The sequence below is a fragment of the Lysinibacillus sp. CNPSo 3705 genome, assembly GCF_028674935.1.
Classification (GTDB): Bacteria; Bacillota; Bacilli; order Bacillales_A; family Planococcaceae; genus Lysinibacillus.
This window is the reverse complement of the sequence record NZ_JAQZSD010000050.1, coordinates 1-18560: the sequence shown is the minus strand read 5'-3', so window position 1 is coordinate 18560 and position 18560 is coordinate 1. Positions and strand designations below refer to the sequence as shown.

Here is an 18560-nt window from a genome sequence, read left to right as displayed (position 1 = left end):
GGTTTGCTTTCGTTTTGTGCTCCTAATCGCGCTCGTATGGTGTAGAATTTGGAATTTCCGCAAATGGATTTTTTTCATTGATGCGATCGTAAAACATAATGCCGTTCAGGTGGTCTAATTCGTGTTGGAAGGCTATAGCAGGTAAGCCTTTAAGACGCATTTTCTTCTCTTCGCCGTCAATGGTTTTAAATTTAACTGTAACACGAGCATGACGTGGTACATAGCCTGGAACATTGCGGTCTACAGAAAGGCAGCCCTCACCCGCTGCAAGGTATGAGTTTTCTACAGAGTGGCTAACGATTTTTGGGTTGATCGCTACAAAACTTAATTGTTCGCCATTGTCATCAGGCAAATGAAGGGCAAACATTCGATGTAGACTATTTACTTGATTGGCAGCTAATCCAATACCGCCGCGTAAATTATATTTATCTGCCATTTCAGGATCTTGGCTGTTTATTAAATATTGAAGCATGTCTTCTGCAAGCTTTCTTACTTCATCAGTTAAAGGGAATTTGACCTCCTCGGCTTTTGTGCGTAAAGTCGGATGACCCTCGCGAATAATATCATCCATTAAAATCATATATGAATCTTCCTTTCAACTTTGTGGTGCTTACTTATAAGTATACACCACGTCTTAACACAATCACATGAAAAAAGACCTTATTTGACTATACTTAAAAATTTTTCTAAAGCTATTAGAATGTCTAGAACTGGGCATTCTACTATTGGTAATCATGAAGGGAAACTGAATGTTTGTGTACTTTTGATAAGTTGTTATAATACAGATTTCCTTTATAGGTAGTACAGTGTGGAACAGGTTTATTTAATTGTTATATTAGAAAAAATCTTTGTTTACACGCATATTATATGATTGACCGACAGTATTTTATTCAGTATACTGAGTGCAAAGAATAAGTTGTACTAGTTGAAATGGTGATTTATTTTAATACAGCTGAAAGGGAGATGTGACAAATGGGCAAGAAAAACAATAATATTTTTGATGCTAAACAAACGCTAACTGAAATAGAAGATAAATTTGAAATGTTTCAAATTTTGAATGAAGAAGGCGAAATTATAAATGACGAGGCAGACCCGAAGTTATCTGATGAGGAGCTAGTTGAGTTAATGACGCGTATGGTTTATACACGTATTCTAGATCAACGTTCCATTTCTCTTAACCGTCAAGGTCGTTTAGGCTTCTATGCACCAACTGCTGGGCAAGAAGCTTCACAACTTGCTTCACACTTTGCATTAGAAAAAGAAGATTGGATTTTACCAGGTTACCGTGATGTACCACAAATCGTATGGCATGGTTTACCTTTAGATAAAGCGTTTTTATTCTCACGTGGTCATTTTATGGGCAATCAAATTCCTGAAGGCGTAAACGTATTAGCACCTCAAATTATTATCGGTGCACAATATGTTCAAGCTGCAGGTGTAGCGCTTGGTATTCAAAAGCGTGGTAAAAAGGCTGTGGCTGTAACTTATACAGGTGATGGTGGTTCATCGCAAGGGGATTTCTATGAAGGCATGAACTTTGCAGGTGCGTTTAAATCACCAGCAATCTTCATTGTACAAAATAACCAATATGCAATTTCAACACCTCGAGAATTACAAACAGCTGCGAAAACAATTGCTCAAAAAGGTATAGCAGCAGGCTTACCGAGTATTTTAGTAGATGGAATGGATGCGTTAGCAGTTTACGTTGCAACACGTGATGCACGTGAGCGCGCAGTTAATGGCGAAGGGCCAACTTTAATTGAAACAATGTGCTATCGCTATGGTCCTCATACAATGGCGGGGGATGACCCAACGCGTTACCGCACATCGGATACAGATAATGAATGGGCGCAAAAAGACCCTCTTGTACGCTTCCGTAAATATCTAGAGGCAAAAGGTTTATGGGATGAGCAAAAAGAAGAGGCTGTTATTGAGCGTGCAAAAGAAGAAATTAAAGAGGCAATCAAAAAAGCCGATGCTGCTCCAAAACAAAAAGTAACAGAGTTAATGGAAAACATGTATAAAGGCGAAATGCCATCTAATTTAAAAGAACAGTATGAAATCTACAAAGAGAAGGAGTCGAAATAACCTATGGCACAAATGACAATGATTCAAGCAATTACAGACGCACTTCGCACAGAATTAAAGAATGATGAAAACGTTCTTGTATTCGGGGAAGATGTAGGTGTCAACGGTGGGGTATTCCGCGCAACTGAAGGCCTACAAAAAGAATTCGGTGTTGACCGCGTATTCGATACGCCATTAGCCGAGTCAGGTATTGGTGGCTTAGCAGTCGGACTTTCTCTTCAAGGTTTCCGTCCAGTTCCTGAAATTCAGTTCTTCGGCTTTGTTTATGAAGTAATGGATTCCATTAGTGGTCAATTAGCACGTATGAGCTATCGTAGCGGTGGTGTCTATAATGCGCCAGTAACAATCCGTTCTCCATTTGGTGGTGGTGTACATACACCAGAAATGCACTCAGATAGCTTAGAAAGTTTAATGACAGCACAACCAGGGTTAACGGTTGTTGTACCATCTACACCGTACGATGCGAAAGGCTTACTGATTTCATCTATTCGAAATGATAACCCAGTAATTTTCTTAGAGCATTTAAAATTATATCGTTCATTCCGTGAAGAGGTACCAGAGGAAGCATATGAAATTCCACTAGGTAAAGCGGATGTAAAACGCGAGGGTAAAGATCTAACAATTATTGCCTATGGTTTGATGGTTCACGAAAGCTTAAAAGCTGCAGAAGAGCTAGAAAAAGAAGGTCACTCTGTAGAAGTGATTGATTTACGTACAATTCAACCAATTGATATTGAAACAATTATCGCGTCAGTTGAAAAAACAGGTCGTGCAATCGTTGTACAAGAGGCTCAAAAACAAGCAGGTATTGCTGCAAATGTTGTGGCTGAAATTACAGAACGTGCGATTTTAAGCTTAGAAGCACCTGTACTTCGTGTGGCTGCACCTGATACTGTGTACCCATTCCCACAAGCTGAAGGTGTTTGGTTACCAAACTATAAAGATGTAATGGAAACAGCGAAAAAAGTTTTAACATTCTAACTTCTTTCAGCTAAATCTCCCACTTCTATAGGTGGTGAGATGAATGTGGTTTAAAGTCACTTTTCAGCGGGTGTCCAAACACCCGCTGAAAGAAGTTAAAGCCACCGGCGGATGTCACAGAATCGGAAAGGAGTTCTTAGGGGATGTTAGCCTAAAACCATCGCATCCATGCGATAACGGCTAACTGACCTGCATCGTGCAGGCCTAAGCACAAAGCCGATTCCGGACGCAATTATGCCGAGGCATAATTGATTATATGTAGCTTCTAAACGACGGTAATATAGAAAGGATGGGTACACATGGCATTTGAATTCAGATTACCAGACATAGGCGAGGGGATTCACGAAGGCGAAATCGTGAAATGGTTCGTTAAAGCTGGAGATACAGTAAAAGAAGATGATATTCTTTGTGAAGTACAAAATGACAAAGCGGTAGTAGAAATCCCTTCTCCGGTTGAAGGGAAAGTAGAGGAAGTTTTAGTAGGAGAAGGTACAGTAGCGGTTGTTGGTGATGTTTTAATCCGCTTTGATGCACCTGGCTATGAAGACTTAAAGCTAAAAGGTGATGACCATGCTGAAGCGAAAACAGAGGCTCAAGTTCAAGCAACAGCTGAGTCTGGTCAGAAAGTAGAGAAGGCACCTGTTAAAGATGAGCAGGCTCCAGAAAAAGCTACTGAAAAGACTGAAGCTGTAACTGTAGCTGTAGCTGATGACAATAAGCGTGTCATCGCAATGCCTTCGGTACGTAAATTTGCACGAGAGCATGATGTGAATATTCGTGAAGTTAAAGGTACAGGCAAAAATGGTCGTATTTTAAAACAAGATATTGACAATTTCCTAAAAGGTGGAGGCGCTGTAGAGGTTGAAGCAGCAGCTCCGATGGCTAATGAAGAAGCTGTGCAGCAAGAAACAACTACACAAGTAGCACCAGTAGTCCTTGAAGGTGAATTCCCTGAAACACGTGAGAAAATGTCGGGCATTCGAAAAGCGATTGCAAAAGCGATGGTTCACTCGAAACAAACGGCTCCACATGTTACACTAATGGATGAAGTCGATGTAACAGCTCTAGTAGCACATCGCAAAAAATTCAAAGATATCGCTGCTGAAAAAGGTGTCAAATTAACGTACTTACCATACGTAGTTAAAGCGCTTATTTCAACTTTACGCGAATTCCCAGAATTTAACCGCTCATTAGATGATACAACACAAGAAATTATTCAGAAGCATTATTATAATATTGGTATTGCAGCAGATACAGAAAAAGGCTTGTTAGTACCAGTTATTAAGCACGCAGATCGTAAATCTGTTTTTGCAGTATCAAATGAGATTAATGACTTAGCGACTAAAGCACGTGAAGGCAAACTTGCACCACATGAAATGAAGGGCGCTTCGATGTCGATTACGAATATCGGCTCTGCAGGAGGACAATGGTTTACTCCGGTAATTAATCATCCTGAAGTAGCGATTCTAGGTATTGGTCGAATATCAGAAAAACCTGTAATAAAAAATGGTGAAATTGTAGCCGCACCTGTGTTAGCATTATCATTGAGCTTTGATCATCGTATGATCGATGGAGCCACTGCGCAAAATGCTTTAAATCACTTAAAGCGTTTGTTAAGTGAACCAGAATTATTATTAATGGAGGCGTAACAAAAATGGTAGTAGGAGATTTTCCAATCGAAACAGATACTCTTGTCATTGGTTCAGGTCCTGGAGGATATGTAGCCGCAATCCGTGCAGCTCAAACTGGCCAAAAAGTAACAATCGTTGAAAAAAATGTACTTGGTGGTGTGTGCTTAAACGTAGGTTGTATCCCATCAAAAGCATTAATTTCAGTAGGTCACCGTTTTGAGCATGCTAAACATTCAGATGACATGGGTATCATCGCTTCTGACGTGAAATTAGACTTCTCAAAAGCACAAGCATTTAAAGACAGCGTTGTTAAAAAATTAACTGGCGGTGTTGAAGGCTTACTTAAAGGTAATAAAGTTGAAATTGTACAAGGTGAAGCTTATTTCGTTGACGCTCATTCAGTGCGTATCATCAATGGTGAATCTGCTCAAACTTACACATTTAACAATGTAATTATTGCAACAGGTTCTCGTCCAGTTGAAATTCCAACATTCAAATTCTCTAAACGCGTACTAAATTCTACTGGCGCACTTTCTTTACAAGAAGTACCAGGTAAATTAGTCGTTATCGGTGGAGGTTATATTGGTACAGAGTTAGGTTCAGCTTATGCTAATCTTGGCTCACAAGTAACAATTATCGAAGGCGGAAAAGATATCTTAGCTGGTTTCGAAAAACAAATGACACAAATCGTGAAAAAAGGCCTTAAAAAGAAAGGCGTTGAAATTGAAGTAAACGCATCTGCAAAAGGCGTTGAAGAAACAGAAAACGGCGTAGTAGTAACATATGAAGTTGGCGGCGAAGAGAAAAAAGTTGAAGCTGACTATGTATTAGTAACTGTAGGTCGTCGTCCAAATACAGATGAAATGGGCCTTGCTGAAATCGGTATTGAATTCGGTGAACGTGGTCTTATCAATGTTGACAAACAATGTCGTACAAATATTCCAAACATCTATGCAATTGGTGATATTGTAGCTGGTCCTCAACTTGCTCATAAAGCATCTTACGAAGGTAAAGTTGCTGCTGAAGCAATCGCTGGTGAGAAATCTATCGTTGATTATTTAGCTATTCCTGCTGTATGCTTCACAGATCCAGAAATGGCAACAGTTGGTTATAATGAAGATGAAGCGAAAGCTGAAGGCATTGAATACACTGCAGCGAAATTCCCATTCGCAGCAAATGGTCGTGCACTTGCATTAAACCAAACAGAAGGTTTCGTGAAGCTTGTTGCACGTAAAGAAGATGGCTTATTAATCGGTGCTCAAATCGTAGGTGCTGGTGCATCAGATATGATCGCTGAAATGGGCTTAGCAATTGAAGGCGGTATGACTGCTGAAGATATCGCGTTAACAATCCATGCTCACCCAACATTAGGTGAAATTACAATGGAAGCTGCTGAAGTATTACTTGGCAACCCAATCCATATTGTAGCAAAAAAATAATAAAGTTTATAAAAACGGCTATAAAGCATGTGCTTTGTAGCCGTTTTTTTGTATATTACTTGTAATTTTGATAAAGTAATACTATCGAATGAATATTCTAAAAATATAATTCGGCTTGGATTATAGTAAATAGCGAATAGATTTAGCGCATGTATTAGTTAGTCTCAGAAATTAGCTGCTAGATATTCGAAAATGCTATCGAGTTTGTGTAACAAGAGATGTTGAACAAAAAACTGGGGTGATAACAATGGAACTAGGCTTAAAGGGGAAAGTAGCAGTTATTACAGGTTCAAGTAAGGGGATTGGTTATTATACAGCAATGCAGCTTGTGAAAGAGGGGGCAAAGGTTGTACTTTGTGCTCGTGGTGAAAAACAGCTTCAAGTGGCTGCTGGTTGTATTAAAAACGAAACAGGCGAGGACGTATTAATTGTACCGACTGATATTACAAAGGAAAAAGATTGTAAATACTTAATTGAGCGAGCAGTAGCACATTTTGGTCGCCTTGATATTCTTATTAATAATGCAGGGACAGCTTCAGCACAACCATTTGAATCGGTTAGTAGTGAGCTATGGCAAGCTGATATAGATTTAAAAGTGTTTGGTGCTGTCAATTGTTCAAAATATGCTACACCGCATTTGCGTAAGGCTGGTGGTGGTGCAATAGTTAATGTGACTGCGGTAATGGCTAAAACACCGCCTGCTAACTCACTCCCTACTACTGTAAGTCGTGCGGCAGGACTTGCGTTAACAAAGGCTATGAGCAAAGACTTAGGTAAAGATAATATTCGTGTGAATTCTGTTTGTATTGGGCTTATTCGTAGTGATCAAATAGAGAAGAAGTGGAAAGAAGAAGCGCCAGAATTATCGTGGGAAAATTATTCCCGTAATGTAGGTCAAACGATTCCGCTTGGTCGGATAGGGGATACTCAAGAAGCGGCGAATGTCATTACTTTTTTAGTATCAGATGCAGCTAGTTATGTGACAGGAACTTCCGTAAACATTGATGGTGGTTCAGGTCATGCATTATAGAAAAGCCTAAACTAGCAATTTTTTGAGAAAAAGAAAATAAGTTGATTGGAGCGGAGGATGGGCAACTCCTTGGGGATTAACAATAGAGGAACGAAGGCTAAAAGCATCACATCCTGTGATAACGCCTTCGTGACCAACATCGTGTTGGCCCGAGATCCTGGAGCGAAAGCGAAGCGGCAGCAACAAATGTTTTTTCTGTGCGAAAGCGAAAGCGGCAGCACAAAGCGCCCAGCCGGGGTGGAAATCAACCACACGTTATGGTGATGCCCCCCATTTACTGGTGTCTAACGAATGAATGTAGAACAGTTTTAGACAACCTATTTAAGTTATATAGAAAAAGGATGGCTCAAAGTGTTTTGGAGTCATCCTTTTTTTCTATTGTTTTCCTAAAATTATAATAGACAGAAAATTCCTGCAGATGTAGAATAAACGTTATAGGGGGTGAAATGTGGCGAAATGTTGAACGAAAAATTTGCTTCGATGTTAAAGAGAGTTGTTCGTATTATTGTTCAGATTGGGATACTCAATATTTTTTATTACATGGGTGTCGGTATTGTGGCTTTACTACACGTACCTCTTCCAGGAAGTGTAATTGGATTACTATTACTAGCGCTTTCACTCAACTTCAAAATAATTAAAGTAGAATACATTCAAGATGGAGCCGGTTTCTTAATTGGCGTATTAACCTTGTTTTTCATTCCTGCAACAGTAGGAGTGATTGACTACCCTGAACTTTTTTCAACAACTGGCCTCTTGATTATGCTAGCCGTTATAGCAAGTACGCTAATTTCTATTTATGTTACAGGATTACTTAGTCAAATAGTTGAGAAAAAAGAGCTGGCTAAAAAAGAAACAGAAGCCGTTGTAGAAGAAGGAGAGGGGGGACTAACGGTTGATTGAAATGATTGTTGTCGTTGGCACCGTTGTCTTATTCGTTTTATTTACAAAACTTTATCAACGGTACCCACATCCTTTAATGATTCCACTAGTGACGACAACGATCGTCAGTGCTGTTATATTATTAGTCTTTAATATTCCATATGCTACTTATATGGAAGGAGGGCAATGGCTTCAAAAAATGCTAGGTCCAGCAGTTGTAGCCCTAGCTTATCCTCTATACAATCAACGTGAGATCATTATGAAATATAAGTATGCTATTTTGTCAGGTATTTTTATCGCTATGATTACAGGCTTAGCAACAATATTTGTTATGCTGAAATGGATTGGTGTCAATAAAAGCTGGCTACTGACAGCCTTACCTAAATCATTAACAACACCTGTAGGTATGCAGGTGAGTGAGACCATTGGCGGTATTCCACCATTAACAGCTGTACTCGTAATGCTAGCAGGGTTTGTAGGCGCTATTATTGGACCTTTAGTCATTAAATACGGCAAAATTGATTCAGCCGTTAGTAGAGGTGTTGCAGTAGGTAGTGCTTCACATGGCGTTGGGCTTGTTAAATTAAGAGAATACGGAGAACAAGAATTATCAGTAGGCTCACTATCTATGGCCTTAACGGCAATAATAGGCGCATTTTTATGTCCGCTATTTGTGTATTTATTTTTGTGAAAAAAAGCTATATACAGATATAAACTGTATATAGTCTTTTTAATTTTTTTCGATAATAAATTGAATGGTATGAGCAAGTCCTGTGTGGAGTATACCTTCATTTCGCATTTGTTCACCTGTGAAAAAATGGATAATCTTATAAGGTTGACACCATTTTAGAACATCTAAAGGGTCATATAAAAAATCAAGTTGTCTTGGGCCACCAGACGCGTAAGGTAGTTGATAAATTGAATAAAGTTCCATCATAATACGACCGCCAGATTTTACTGAGTTTACAATCTGCTTAAACACTTCTTGTTGCTGTTCGGCTTGGAAATGTCCAAACACCATAATAGCAGCATCAAACTTTTCTACTGGTAGTTCATCTTGCAGTAAGTCAGTAAGCTTTGTATGAATCGACACATTATGTTTTTCTGCGAGTTGTACTGTTTTTTTAAGACCGCTCTCCGCATAATCAAAAGCAGTTACTGTATGCCCCTGTAAAGCTAAAAATACAGCATTTCGACCTTCACCTTCGGCAAATGCAGCCACATTTTGATAATCTTTTAAATAGTGTACATAGTCTTCTATAAATGCATTTGGCTGCTCACCATAAACATATTCAACCGTTTTAAATCGTTGATCCCATGCGTTCATCTCATCGCTCCTTTAACTTCTTTCAGCGGGTGTCCAAACATCCGTACCTGTCACTACGCTTTCGGGATAAAAGACATCTGCTGAAATATAATTGTAAGTGAAGGAAGTTCTAGAATCGAATTTTTTGCTTAGTTCATGAAAGCAACTGTGCGTTGCGAATTAGCAAATAACAATTTCTGGAATAAAGTGTAATAATCCATTATTATTTGATCAAAATCCGATAAGTTGGAGGTGAAGTTCAATGAATTTAGAAAACCGTTTAAAGGAATTAAGAGAACAACATAAGTATACGCAAGATGATGTCGCAAGTTTTTTAAATATTTCAAGACAATCCGTTTCAAAATGGGAGTTAGGAAAGGGCTATCCTGATATTGATAATTTAAGAAGGTTAAGTGATTTATATAAAATTTCTTTAGATCAGCTTATTACAGGGGAAGAAAAATATCATAAACTAGAAGCCAAAGCCTCAGTTTCAGCTTCCAATACAAATAAATCCGATCACAAAACTATTGGTGATTTTTTATGGAGGTATTGGTGGCTTGTTTTCCCGATACTTGGTATGGTTTCTTCTTGGTATTATTATCATTAATAATCGACAAAAAGCTACCCCTTTCTGAGGTAGCTTTACTATTAAATAATAGGTTTGCGTTCTTTAATGACGCGAATTGTTTTTAATGTAGTATCTTCTGGTCCTTGTACTGGTAAACCAGCTTCAATATTCATTTGAATATAACGAATATTTTCTTGAGTAATTATTTCCCCGGGAATAAAAATCGGAATACCTGGGGGATATACCATAACGAATTCTGCGCAAATACAATTATCCGCTTCTGCAAGTGGAACAACTTCCGTATCTGCATAAAATGCATCACGTGGTGACATAGCAAGTGCAGGGATTTCTGGAACATTGACCATTGTTTCAGTAATAGCAGCTTCTGAATCGAATGCTTTTGACATACGACTAAGGGCATTGATCAGAAGATTGATGTCCTTTTTCGTATCACCTAATGTCACTAAACATAAAATATTGTATAGATCTGATAATTCTACTTCAATATTTGCATTGTGCCGAAGCCATTCTTCAGCTTGATGACCAGAGATACCTAAATCTTTAACGCTTATTAATAGCTTTAAAGGATCCATATCGTAAGTTGCTGATGAATTTAATTTTTCTTTACCAGCACATTTTACATGTGGAATTTGGTTAATACGTTTACGTGCATCTTTGGCCAAGCGAAGTGCATCCCCAATTAAATCATAACCATGGATCGCTAGCTGACGTCTTGCTGTGTCAAGGGAAGCGAGTAATGGATAGGATGTCGATGTTGTTGTTAGCATCGACAGGATAGCTTGTACACGTTTTGCAGAAACAAGTCCTTCACGAACATTTAAAATAGACGTTTGAGTCATAGAACCACCAAGCTTATGTACGCTAGTTGCAGCCATATCAGCTCCAGCCTCCATTGCAGAGTATGGAAGATCATCATGAAATTTAATGTGTACACCATGTGCTTCATCGACAACTACCGGAATATTGCGACTATGGACTATTTCGACAATACGCTTTAAGTCTGCCGAGAAGCCGAAGTACGTTGGATTAATAACAAGAACTGCCTTTGTATCTGGATAAGCATTTAATGCTTTTTCAACAGCTTCAGGCGATATTCCATGAGAAATACCATACTCACTATCTACTTCGGGATGAATAAAAATCGGGATTGCCCCAGCAAAAACAATCGCCGACATAATGGATTTATGAACATTCCGAGGTACTAGAATTTTATCACCTGGACCGACAACGGTCAGAATCATCGCCATGATGGCGCCACTAGTACCTTGAACGGAAAAAAATGTATGATCAGCACCAAAGGCTTGGGCAGCAAGTGCTTGCGCTTCTTTAATGGCGCCCTTCGGTGAATGTAAATCGTCTAGTGGAGCAATATTAATTAAATCAATTGATAAAACGTTGTCGCCGACAAATTCTCGGAACGCAGGGTCCATACCTTGCCCTTTCTTATGGCCTGGAATATGGAACTGAATTGGGTGTCTGTTTCGATGTTTGAGTAATACGTCGAACAATGGAGTCTCTAATTGTGACAACGCAGGTACCACCTCACTTTATAATATGTAAGAAAACAAATGAATTATAGCACCTAATTGCAAGAAAACATAGACTTTACTGAAAAAATAAAATAAAAAGGATATTTTGATAATTTCGAGAAAATAGTATCGAAGGAAAGGGGAGATATTATGAATTGGAATACACGTGTGACGGAGCTTTTAAATATTAAATACCCAATTATTCAAGGGGGATTAGCCTATTTAGCATATGCTGATTTAGCAGCGGCGGTATCAAATGCTGGGGGCTTAGGGCAAATAACAGCTATGAGTTTAAGAGATCCTGACTTATTGCGCGCAGAGATCCATAAAGTAAGAACATTAACGGATAAGCCGTTTGGTGTAAATTTTGCAATTGGTATGTATGGCACTGGTTATGAGGATATGGTGCGTGTTGCAGTGGAAGAAAAAGTACCAGTTGTTACAATGACTGGAGGAAATCCAACACCTATTTTTGATATTTTGAAAGGAACGGATATTAAAAAATTAGTACTAGTTGCTGCACGTAGACAAGCTCAAAAGGCAGAAGAACTAGGCGCAGATGCTGTTATAGTTGTTGGGCAAGAGGGTGGAGGTCACCTTGGTCGCGATGATATTGGGACAATGGTACTCGTGCCACAGGTTGTAGATAGTGTGAAAATACCTGTTATTGCCTCGGGCGGAATTGGTGATGGCCGTGGCTGGATGGCAGCTCATGCACTAGGAGCAGAGGGAATTGAAATGGGTACGCGTTTTATAGCGACAAAAGAATGTGTTGATGCTTCTGAGGCTTATAAAGAAGCTTTAATTGCAAGTACGGAGGCAGATACGACTGTAATCAAACGCTCTATTGGTGCACCAGCAAGAGCGTTGAGCAGTGAATTTACGCAAAAGATTTTAGAAATTGAGCGCACTACACCTACGTATGAGGCATTGAAAGATTATATTAGCGGGAAAGCTAATAAACGTTTTATTTATGATGGTGAAAAAGATAAAGGGATTGGCTGGGCTGGACAAGTTACAGGAATGATTCATGATGTTCCAACAGTCGAGGAGCTGATCACCCGAATGCTTGCAGAAGCAGAAAGTATTCGGGTAAAATGGGCTTAACGTCATCCGAGCCAATCATTTATATCAATGTTCTAATAAAATTGTGAAAACCATGGAACACATTTAAATGTAAAAGGTATGATGAAAAATAGACATCTGGCGAAGGCGGTAGCAGGGCAAAAGCACTACAAAAGTCAAAAATATGGAATTGAAGATAGTTTCCATATCAAAAACTTGTTGAAAGTTGTGGACAAATCAAAATCAATTTGAAACGGATAGACAGATTATATAGCTGTTCTTGTGGTAAAGTTGGATAGAGATTTGAATGCAAGCTCTAATTTAGCAAATTACTTAATCTAAGGAATTTAACAGAACTAGATGTGCAACGATACTGCGGAATTTAAGCCTAAATGGCAGTAGCTTTATGCGAAATCAGACTCGGAAAATAAGGCGAAAGTCGGAAGAAATAAGTTGTGTCACAGTAGAGATGTCTACATTTTTAGAAATGTAGATGTTTTTCGTATCGGGTCAGTAATATAAAGGTGGTTATGTTTAATGGAATACTCTTATCCGTTTTCAACTGATTGGTCAACAGAAGAAATTGTAGATGTTGTGCGATTTTTTGAAGGAATTGAACAAGCTTATGAAAAAGGCATTAAGCGTGAAGTAATGATGGCAAAATATCGTCGTTTTAAAGAAATTGTACCTTCACAGGCCGAGGAAAAATCAATTTTCCGTGAGTTTGAAGAAGCAAGTGGCTATGTCAGTTACCCTGTTGTGAAGCAAGCGAAAGAAGGAACAGATGGTACAATTATTAAAGTTGCCCCGAAGCAACGTCGATAACAATAAAAGCGCGAGAAATCAATTTTAGCAACGTTGATTTCTCGCGTTTTTTTTTGATGCTTATTCCTCAAAGTTTTCGTGAAGCGGTTGATGAGTGGGATCAGCATGAAAGAGGACGCGAGAAATACTCACGTCCTCTTTACACTATGTCTGTGTTAAAAATTGGCTTATTTCATATACTACATAAACAAAAAAATCCGGAATGATTTCCTCTTACCCTCATCCACAAATAATCTTCAAACAAATTTTCATTTGCTAGGAATAATAACGAAAATTTTCCACAATATATAAATAACGTGGAAAACTGTTTTAGTTATTATGTGCAGAGCTTAAAGCATAATCCGTTAAACTTTATTTTCCAACAATGATGTTATAAATAGGGAGTAAAAGGCTAAAGGTTTCTTCCGTTAATTGATGAAGTTGGCTAGCTGACAGCTTGACAGCTTGATCTTTTGGTATATGACGACCTACTAAAAATTCTCCTTTTTTAACATCACGTAAACGGATAAGTAATTCGTCTAGCTTGTCTTCCTTTGCATCTTGCAAGGAGATTGCTGCTGGAGACATGTGATCTCCAGAGACAATGAAATTATCAGGAAGCTGCTGTAGTATTGCTTTATTGGCCATTAAACGTTCTGCCATCACATTTTTTTGTGGCGCTTCATAAATAATAGCTAAGACAATGAATAAATGTGTGCTCCAAAGTCCAATCTGAAAGTGAGGTAATGATTTATAACCTCTTTTGTACGGAGCGAATGCAACCCAGCTATCCTTTGGGGGATTTACTGTTCTACGCGCATGCTTCGCAACATGAGGATAAAATTCTTCTCCAAGTTGACTTGAAAAGAAGGAAGAAAAATCCTCTCCAAGCAATTGGAATTTTGGTCGTACACATTCATTTAAAGCATCCATTCTCTGTTCTAGCCCGTCTATTTGAAAAACATTGAAGTCTTTGTTAGTCCACTTTATTTTCGGCATTTTTATGAACTCCTTTCGATTTATAAGGTTTATTTTATAAGGAAAATGGGAAAAAATCTTATAACAAGCATTTTATCGAATGTGATAAGTTTTTGTGAAAAATAAAAAAAGGAAGTGATTTTTATGAAACCAATCGTAAAAATTATACGTAAAGTCGACATTGAAAAGCAATATGAACACATTTTGCAGTTAGAATTAGATTATGAATTAGCCTCGCTATTCTCGGCAATGAATGAAAAAAATGAATTTGAAATTGAAAAAAGTAAAAAGCGTCTAGTTGAAATTCAGCTGGAACTTGAAAGCTTGCACGCCTATGCGTAATGAAAATTATATACCGATTTGAAAAATCACTTGCTGAATATTCCGACAGCAGGTGATTTTTATTGCTATAAAGGGTAAAATAGACAATATATCATAATGCAAAGTTATATTTTCAGGGAAGAATTATTAACAAAAAAATTTTTAACTTCTTTCAGCGGGCGTCCAAACATCTGTATCTGTATCTGTATCTGTCGCTACGCTTTCGGTACAAAAGACATCCGCTGAAATAGAGGAACTAGTGATGTAGGCTAAAAGCATAGGGCCTTTTCTTATAATCGAAGGGTGGGTTTTTATGGATTTACAACAAATGGATCAATTTGCGAAAAGTATTATATATGAAGCGGGTAGCCGTATTCGAGAGGCCTTTTCGTACAATCTAGTTATCGAGACAAAATCAAGCGCAAACGACCTTGTCACAAATATTGACCGTGAAACAGAATTATTCTTTATCGAAAAAATACGAGGTTTCGATCCGACCCATAAAATTTTAGGGGAAGAGGGAATGGGAGAGAAAGTAGAGTCGTTAGAAGGTGTTGTATGGATTATTGATCCAATCGATGGCACGATGAATTTTGTGAAACAACATCGTCATTTTATGATTTCTATCGGTATTTTTGTTAATGGGGTAGGCAAGCTTGGTTACATATTTGATGTCATGCGTGAAGATTTATTTTATGCTATTGCAGGTGAAGGGGCATGGTACAATGACTCACCATTACGTAAATTGCAGTCAGTTAAAATAGAAGAATCGGTCATTGGTATAAATGCTCACTGGGTAGCACCAAATCGACATATTCACAATGAAAAAGTAATTGAAATGGTTAGAAAAGTACGTGGAACAAGGTCTTATGGTTCAGCTGCAATGGAAATAGCGTTTGTTGTCAGTGGTAAATTAGATGCTTATGTGTCTATGCGACTATCGCCTTGGGATATTGCTGGAGGAACGATTATCGCTAAGGAAGTTGGTGCTATTACCACTAATTTACATGGAGAAGGCTTTGATTTCTTGCATCAGGATACGTTTATTATTGCCAATCCTTCAATACACAAAGAGTTATTAGAAAAATATATTGTGCCTTATGAATAATAAAAGGAGCCATGTCTATTGTTTAGACAGGCTCCTTTGTGCGATTAAAGTAGTCCTTGCTCACGTAGTTTACGTTTCATTTTAAAGGCTGTCATGAAGATGACACAAGTAGCCATAATGCCTGCTATTATACCTAACCAACTACTAACTGCCACTGAATATCCGATAGAACACATTGCTAAAACAGCCGCTAATGCGTAAACCGCCATTACGAATTTTGCACGATTCATAGCCGAGCCTCCTATATAAAAAATTTATAATGCAAATATATTTTTTTAGAATGATGTAAATTCTAATAAGGACATTTCTATCCTTCTTGTGCTATAATATCACAGTTAAACATTCGAAAAAAGAATATGGAGTGGAATAATGACAAACTTACGTCAAGATCTTCGCAATATCGCAATTATCGCACACGTTGACCATGGTAAAACTACTTTAGTCGACCAATTACTAAAACAATCGGGTACATTCCGTTCAAACGAACATGTTGAAGAACGTGCAATGGACTCTAATGATATTGAACGTGAACGTGGTATTACAATTTTAGCGAAAAATACTGCAGTAAATTATAACGGAACTCGTATCAACATCCTTGATACGCCTGGACACGCCGACTTTGGCGGTGAGGTAGAACGTATTTTAAAAATGGTAGATGGCGTTTTACTAGTTGTCGATGCGTATGAAGGTTGTATGCCGCAAACACGCTTCGTACTAAAAAAAGCGTTAGAACAAAAATTAACACCAATTGTGGTTGTTAATAAAGTAGATAAGGACTCAGCTCGTCCACTAGAAGTAGTAGATGAAGTATTAGAATTATTCATCGAGCTAGGTGCAGATGACGATCAATTAGACTTCCCTGTTGTTTATGCATCTGGGGTAAATGGTACTGCTTCACTTGATGCAGATCCAGCTAAACAAGAAGAAAACATGCAATGTCTATTTGAGAAAGTAATCGAATCTATTCCAGCACCTGTTGATAATTCAGCAGACCCATTACAATTCCAAGTAGCTTTACTTGACTATAATGATTACGTAGGTCGTATCGGTATCGGACGTGTATTCCGTGGTACAATCGAAGTAGGTCAACAAGTAGCACTTATGAAATTAGATGGAACAGTAAAACAATTCCGTGTTACAAAAATCTTTGGCTTCTTTGGCTTAAAACGTGAAGAAATTCAATCAGCAAAAGCTGGTGATTTAATTGCCGTTTCAGGTATGGAAGACATCAACGTTGGTGAAACTGTGTGTCCTGTTGAACACCAAGAGGCTTTAACACCGTTACGTATTGATGAACCAACTTTACAAATGACGTTCTTAGTAAACAATTCACCATTCGCAGGTCGTGAAGGTAAATTTGTAACAGCACGTAAAGTAGAGGAGCGCTTACGTTCTCAACTTCAAACAGACGTTTCTTTACGCGTTGAAGATACAGATTCTCCGGATGCTTGGACTGTTTCTGGACGTGGTGAGCTTCACCTATCTATCCTTATTGAAAATATGCGTCGTGAGGGCTTTGAGCTACAAGTATCAAAACCACAAGTAATCATTCGTGAAATTGATGGCGTGAAATGTGAGCCATTTGAACGTGTACAAATTGATGTTCCTGAAGAAAATGTTGGATCAATTATCGAATCTATCGGTACTCGTAAAGGTGAAATGTTAGATATGATTAACAATGGCAATGGCCAAGTTCGTTTAACATTCTTAGTACCTGCACGTGGTTTAATTGGTTATACAACTGAATTCATGTCAATGACTAAAGGTTTCGGTATCATCAACCATACTTTCGATTGCTACCAACCATATATTCCAGGTCGTATCGGTGGTCGTCACCAAGGTGTACTTGTATCAATGGAAACAGGTAAATCAACAACTTATGGTATGATGCAAGTAGAAGACCGTGGTACACTATTTGTAGAACCAGGTACTGAAATTTATGAAGGTATGATTGTTGGTGAAAATACACGTGATAATGATATCACTGTAAACATTACAAAAATGAAGCAAAAAACGAATGTTCGTTCTGCTACAAAAGATGCGACAAACGTAATTAAAAAGCCGCGTTTATTAACACTAGAAGAAGCATTAGAATTTTTAACTGATGATGAGTACCTAGAAATCACACCAGAATCTATTCGCCTTCGTAAACAAATTCTAGACAAAAACGAACGTGAGAAAGCAGCGAAAAAATTAAAAAACGCTGATAAATAATTTTTTGCTTCCACGAAAGGAAGATGATATTGATGTTGAATTGGCTGTTATTCAACTCCATTCAAGCATCTGAAATGAGAGAAGGAACTGAGGCTGAAGTATTAGAGGATTTAACAGGTATTAGCCGTCTTATTTATGAATACTCACCAAATTATACTGTAGCAGGGTATATCGTTTTCTTCTCCGTATTCATTTTGTGCGCAATTGTTTATAAACTAGGCTTTGCACGAAAATTAAACTTTAGGCAAAACATTGTTATCTACATTTGTTTGTTCATAGGATGTATTGTTTTGACATTTTTTGCTCTTTCATTACCAATGATAGAGGGCTTAATTGTTGCAGCATTATTTTTAGGTATTTATAAAGTGCGGTTATCTAGAGAAAATAAAAATGCATAAAAGGTAATTTATAATTAAACCAGTCAGGTGATAACAAAACTATCATCTAACTGGTTTATTCTTATAATAATCAAAATTATATAGCTTTTTCGATATGGTATTTTGAATATTTTTTATCTTTAAAAATATAAGTTCTCATAAATAAAAATAACTTTAAGTGTTTAATCATTTGATAAAAAAATTTCTCTATTTTATAG

At 37.9% G+C, this 18560-nt stretch carries 19 protein-coding genes and 1 pseudogene; 15 read left to right on the top strand and 5 right to left on the bottom strand.

Annotated elements, in window-relative coordinates; genetic code table 11:
• Positions 1 to 22 precede the first annotated feature (22 nt).
• The gene (gene def, locus PVA17_RS18245; RefSeq protein ID WP_132357681.1) at positions 23 to 580 is read right to left on the bottom strand and encodes a peptide deformylase; all 558 of its coding nucleotides are present in this window, start codon (positions 578 to 580) and stop codon (positions 23 to 25) included.
• Between the two features lie 392 nt (positions 581 to 972).
• Between def and pdhA the strand changes: the two genes are divergently transcribed.
• The 7 genes from pdhA to PVA17_RS18210 all read left to right on the top strand — a co-directional run bounded on the left by pdhA (position 973) and on the right by PVA17_RS18210 (position 8739).
• Positions 973 to 2088, top strand: coding sequence for a pyruvate dehydrogenase (acetyl-transferring) E1 component subunit alpha (gene pdhA / locus PVA17_RS18240; RefSeq protein ID WP_132357679.1), 1116 nt, complete (start codon positions 973 to 975; stop codon positions 2086 to 2088).
• A 3-nt stretch (positions 2089 to 2091) separates the two neighbouring features.
• A complete protein-coding gene (locus tag PVA17_RS18235; protein ID WP_079559704.1) occupies positions 2092 to 3069 on the top strand; it encodes an alpha-ketoacid dehydrogenase subunit beta in 978 nt (325 codons plus the stop codon).
• 299 nt (positions 3070 to 3368) lie between these two features.
• Positions 3369 to 4718 (top strand): dihydrolipoamide acetyltransferase family protein, encoded by a 1350-nt coding sequence (locus PVA17_RS18230; RefSeq protein WP_274068500.1) that lies wholly within the window; start codon positions 3369 to 3371, stop codon positions 4716 to 4718.
• 5 nt (positions 4719 to 4723) lie between these two features.
• A complete protein-coding gene (gene lpdA, locus PVA17_RS18225) occupies positions 4724 to 6139 on the top strand; it encodes a dihydrolipoyl dehydrogenase (protein WP_132357676.1) in 1416 nt (471 codons plus the stop codon).
• A 247-nt stretch (positions 6140 to 6386) separates the two neighbouring features.
• Positions 6387 to 7169, top strand: a complete 783-nt coding sequence (locus PVA17_RS18220) for an SDR family NAD(P)-dependent oxidoreductase (protein ID WP_132357674.1) — start codon at positions 6387 to 6389, stop codon at positions 7167 to 7169.
• Positions 7170 to 7625: 456 nt separating this feature from the next.
• The gene (locus PVA17_RS18215) at positions 7626 to 8069 is read left to right on the top strand and encodes a CidA/LrgA family protein (RefSeq protein WP_274068499.1); all 444 of its coding nucleotides are present in this window, start codon (positions 7626 to 7628) and stop codon (positions 8067 to 8069) included.
• A 1-nt stretch (position 8070) separates the two neighbouring features.
• Entirely contained in the window at positions 8071 to 8739 is a 669-nt protein-coding gene (locus tag PVA17_RS18210) for an LrgB family protein (RefSeq protein ID WP_248719140.1), read from the top strand.
• A gap of 39 nt (positions 8740 to 8778) precedes the next feature.
• On the opposite strand, the gene PVA17_RS18205 is transcribed toward PVA17_RS18210, so the two are convergent.
• On the bottom strand, positions 8779 to 9375 hold the full coding sequence (locus PVA17_RS18205; RefSeq protein WP_274068498.1) for a class I SAM-dependent methyltransferase: 597 nt from the start codon (positions 9373 to 9375) through the stop codon (positions 8779 to 8781).
• A gap of 241 nt (positions 9376 to 9616) precedes the next feature.
• Between PVA17_RS18205 and PVA17_RS18200 the strand changes: the two genes are divergently transcribed.
• A complete protein-coding gene (locus PVA17_RS18200) occupies positions 9617 to 9964 on the top strand; it encodes a helix-turn-helix transcriptional regulator (RefSeq protein WP_132357666.1) in 348 nt (115 codons plus the stop codon).
• 41 nt (positions 9965 to 10005) lie between these two features.
• On the opposite strand, the gene PVA17_RS18195 is transcribed toward PVA17_RS18200, so the two are convergent.
• Positions 10006 to 11475, bottom strand: coding sequence for an aminotransferase class I/II-fold pyridoxal phosphate-dependent enzyme (locus tag PVA17_RS18195; protein WP_274068497.1), 1470 nt, complete (start codon positions 11473 to 11475; stop codon positions 10006 to 10008).
• A 150-nt stretch (positions 11476 to 11625) separates the two neighbouring features.
• On the opposite strand from PVA17_RS18195, the gene PVA17_RS18190 reads away from it, so the two are divergent.
• The 3 genes and pseudogenes from PVA17_RS18190 (at position 11626) to PVA17_RS18185 (ending at position 13365) form a co-directional block, all read left to right on the top strand.
• A complete protein-coding gene (locus PVA17_RS18190) occupies positions 11626 to 12582 on the top strand; it encodes an NAD(P)H-dependent flavin oxidoreductase (RefSeq protein ID WP_274068496.1) in 957 nt (318 codons plus the stop codon).
• A gap of 63 nt (positions 12583 to 12645) precedes the next feature.
• A pseudogene (locus tag PVA17_RS25300) lies at positions 12646 to 12882 on the top strand (zinc ribbon domain-containing protein); the annotation flags it as partial.
• 195 nt (positions 12883 to 13077) lie between these two features.
• Positions 13078 to 13365: a UPF0223 family protein gene (locus PVA17_RS18185; protein ID WP_132357660.1), complete on the top strand. Its 288-nt coding sequence runs from the start codon at positions 13078 to 13080 to the stop codon at positions 13363 to 13365.
• 351 nt (positions 13366 to 13716) lie between these two features.
• Here the strand turns inward: PVA17_RS18185 and PVA17_RS18180 are convergent, their stop codons facing one another.
• A complete protein-coding gene (locus PVA17_RS18180; protein ID WP_274068495.1) occupies positions 13717 to 14343 on the bottom strand; it encodes a YktB family protein in 627 nt (208 codons plus the stop codon).
• Between the two features lie 123 nt (positions 14344 to 14466).
• On the opposite strand from PVA17_RS18180, the gene PVA17_RS18175 reads away from it, so the two are divergent.
• Positions 14467 to 14664: a hypothetical protein gene (locus PVA17_RS18175; RefSeq protein ID WP_132357656.1), complete on the top strand. Its 198-nt coding sequence runs from the start codon at positions 14467 to 14469 to the stop codon at positions 14662 to 14664.
• A gap of 292 nt (positions 14665 to 14956) precedes the next feature.
• Positions 14957 to 15751 (top strand): inositol monophosphatase family protein, encoded by a 795-nt coding sequence (locus PVA17_RS18170; RefSeq protein WP_274068494.1) that lies wholly within the window; start codon positions 14957 to 14959, stop codon positions 15749 to 15751.
• A gap of 44 nt (positions 15752 to 15795) precedes the next feature.
• Here PVA17_RS18170 and PVA17_RS18165 read toward each other — a convergent pair whose 3' ends face one another.
• Positions 15796 to 15981, bottom strand: a complete 186-nt coding sequence (locus PVA17_RS18165; RefSeq protein ID WP_132357652.1) for a DUF5325 family protein — start codon at positions 15979 to 15981, stop codon at positions 15796 to 15798.
• Between the two features lie 139 nt (positions 15982 to 16120).
• Between PVA17_RS18165 and typA the strand changes: the two genes are divergently transcribed.
• Both typA and PVA17_RS18155 read left to right on the top strand, forming a co-directional pair.
• Positions 16121 to 17965, top strand: coding sequence for a translational GTPase TypA (gene typA, locus PVA17_RS18160; RefSeq protein WP_132357650.1), 1845 nt, complete (start codon positions 16121 to 16123; stop codon positions 17963 to 17965).
• Between the two features lie 32 nt (positions 17966 to 17997).
• Positions 17998 to 18363, top strand: a complete 366-nt coding sequence (locus PVA17_RS18155) for a YlaH-like family protein (protein WP_483308034.1) — start codon at positions 17998 to 18000, stop codon at positions 18361 to 18363.
• The last annotated feature ends 197 nt before the right edge of the window (positions 18364 to 18560 follow it).

Excerpts from the sequence above, each read along its gene's own strand:
- PVA17_RS18210 (WP_248719140.1), top strand. The coding sequence starts at position 8,071 with ATGATTGTTGTCGTTGGCACCGTTGTCTTATTCGTTTTATTTACAAAA.
- PVA17_RS18190 (WP_274068496.1), top strand. The coding sequence starts at position 11,626 with ATGAATTGGAATACACGTGTGACGGAGCTTTTAAATATTAAATACCCA.
- PVA17_RS18165 (WP_132357652.1), bottom strand. The coding sequence starts at position 15,981 with ATGAATCGTGCAAAATTCGTAATGGCGGTTTACGCATTAGCGGCTGTT.
- typA (WP_132357650.1), top strand. The coding sequence starts at position 16,121 with ATGACAAACTTACGTCAAGATCTTCGCAATATCGCAATTATCGCACAC.
- PVA17_RS18155 (WP_483308034.1), top strand. The coding sequence starts at position 17,998 with ATGTTGAATTGGCTGTTATTCAACTCCATTCAAGCATCTGAAATGAGA.
- PVA17_RS18235 (WP_079559704.1), top strand. The coding sequence starts at position 2,092 with ATGGCACAAATGACAATGATTCAAGCAATTACAGACGCACTTCGCACA.
- PVA17_RS18175 (WP_132357656.1), top strand. The coding sequence starts at position 14,467 with ATGAAACCAATCGTAAAAATTATACGTAAAGTCGACATTGAAAAGCAA.
- PVA17_RS18230 (WP_274068500.1), top strand. The coding sequence starts at position 3,369 with ATGGCATTTGAATTCAGATTACCAGACATAGGCGAGGGGATTCACGAA.
- PVA17_RS18170 (WP_274068494.1), top strand. The coding sequence starts at position 14,957 with ATGGATTTACAACAAATGGATCAATTTGCGAAAAGTATTATATATGAA.
- PVA17_RS18180 (WP_274068495.1), bottom strand. The coding sequence starts at position 14,343 with ATGCCGAAAATAAAGTGGACTAACAAAGACTTCAATGTTTTTCAAATA.
- PVA17_RS18220 (WP_132357674.1), top strand. The coding sequence starts at position 6,387 with ATGGAACTAGGCTTAAAGGGGAAAGTAGCAGTTATTACAGGTTCAAGT.
- pdhA (WP_132357679.1), top strand. The coding sequence starts at position 973 with ATGGGCAAGAAAAACAATAATATTTTTGATGCTAAACAAACGCTAACT.
- PVA17_RS18215 (WP_274068499.1), top strand. The coding sequence starts at position 7,626 with ATGTTGAACGAAAAATTTGCTTCGATGTTAAAGAGAGTTGTTCGTATT.
- def (WP_132357681.1), bottom strand. The coding sequence starts at position 580 with ATGATTTTAATGGATGATATTATTCGCGAGGGTCATCCGACTTTACGC.
- PVA17_RS18205 (WP_274068498.1), bottom strand. The coding sequence starts at position 9,375 with ATGAACGCATGGGATCAACGATTTAAAACGGTTGAATATGTTTATGGT.
- lpdA (WP_132357676.1), top strand. The coding sequence starts at position 4,724 with ATGGTAGTAGGAGATTTTCCAATCGAAACAGATACTCTTGTCATTGGT.
- PVA17_RS18185 (WP_132357660.1), top strand. The coding sequence starts at position 13,078 with ATGGAATACTCTTATCCGTTTTCAACTGATTGGTCAACAGAAGAAATT.
- PVA17_RS18200 (WP_132357666.1), top strand. The coding sequence starts at position 9,617 with ATGAATTTAGAAAACCGTTTAAAGGAATTAAGAGAACAACATAAGTAT.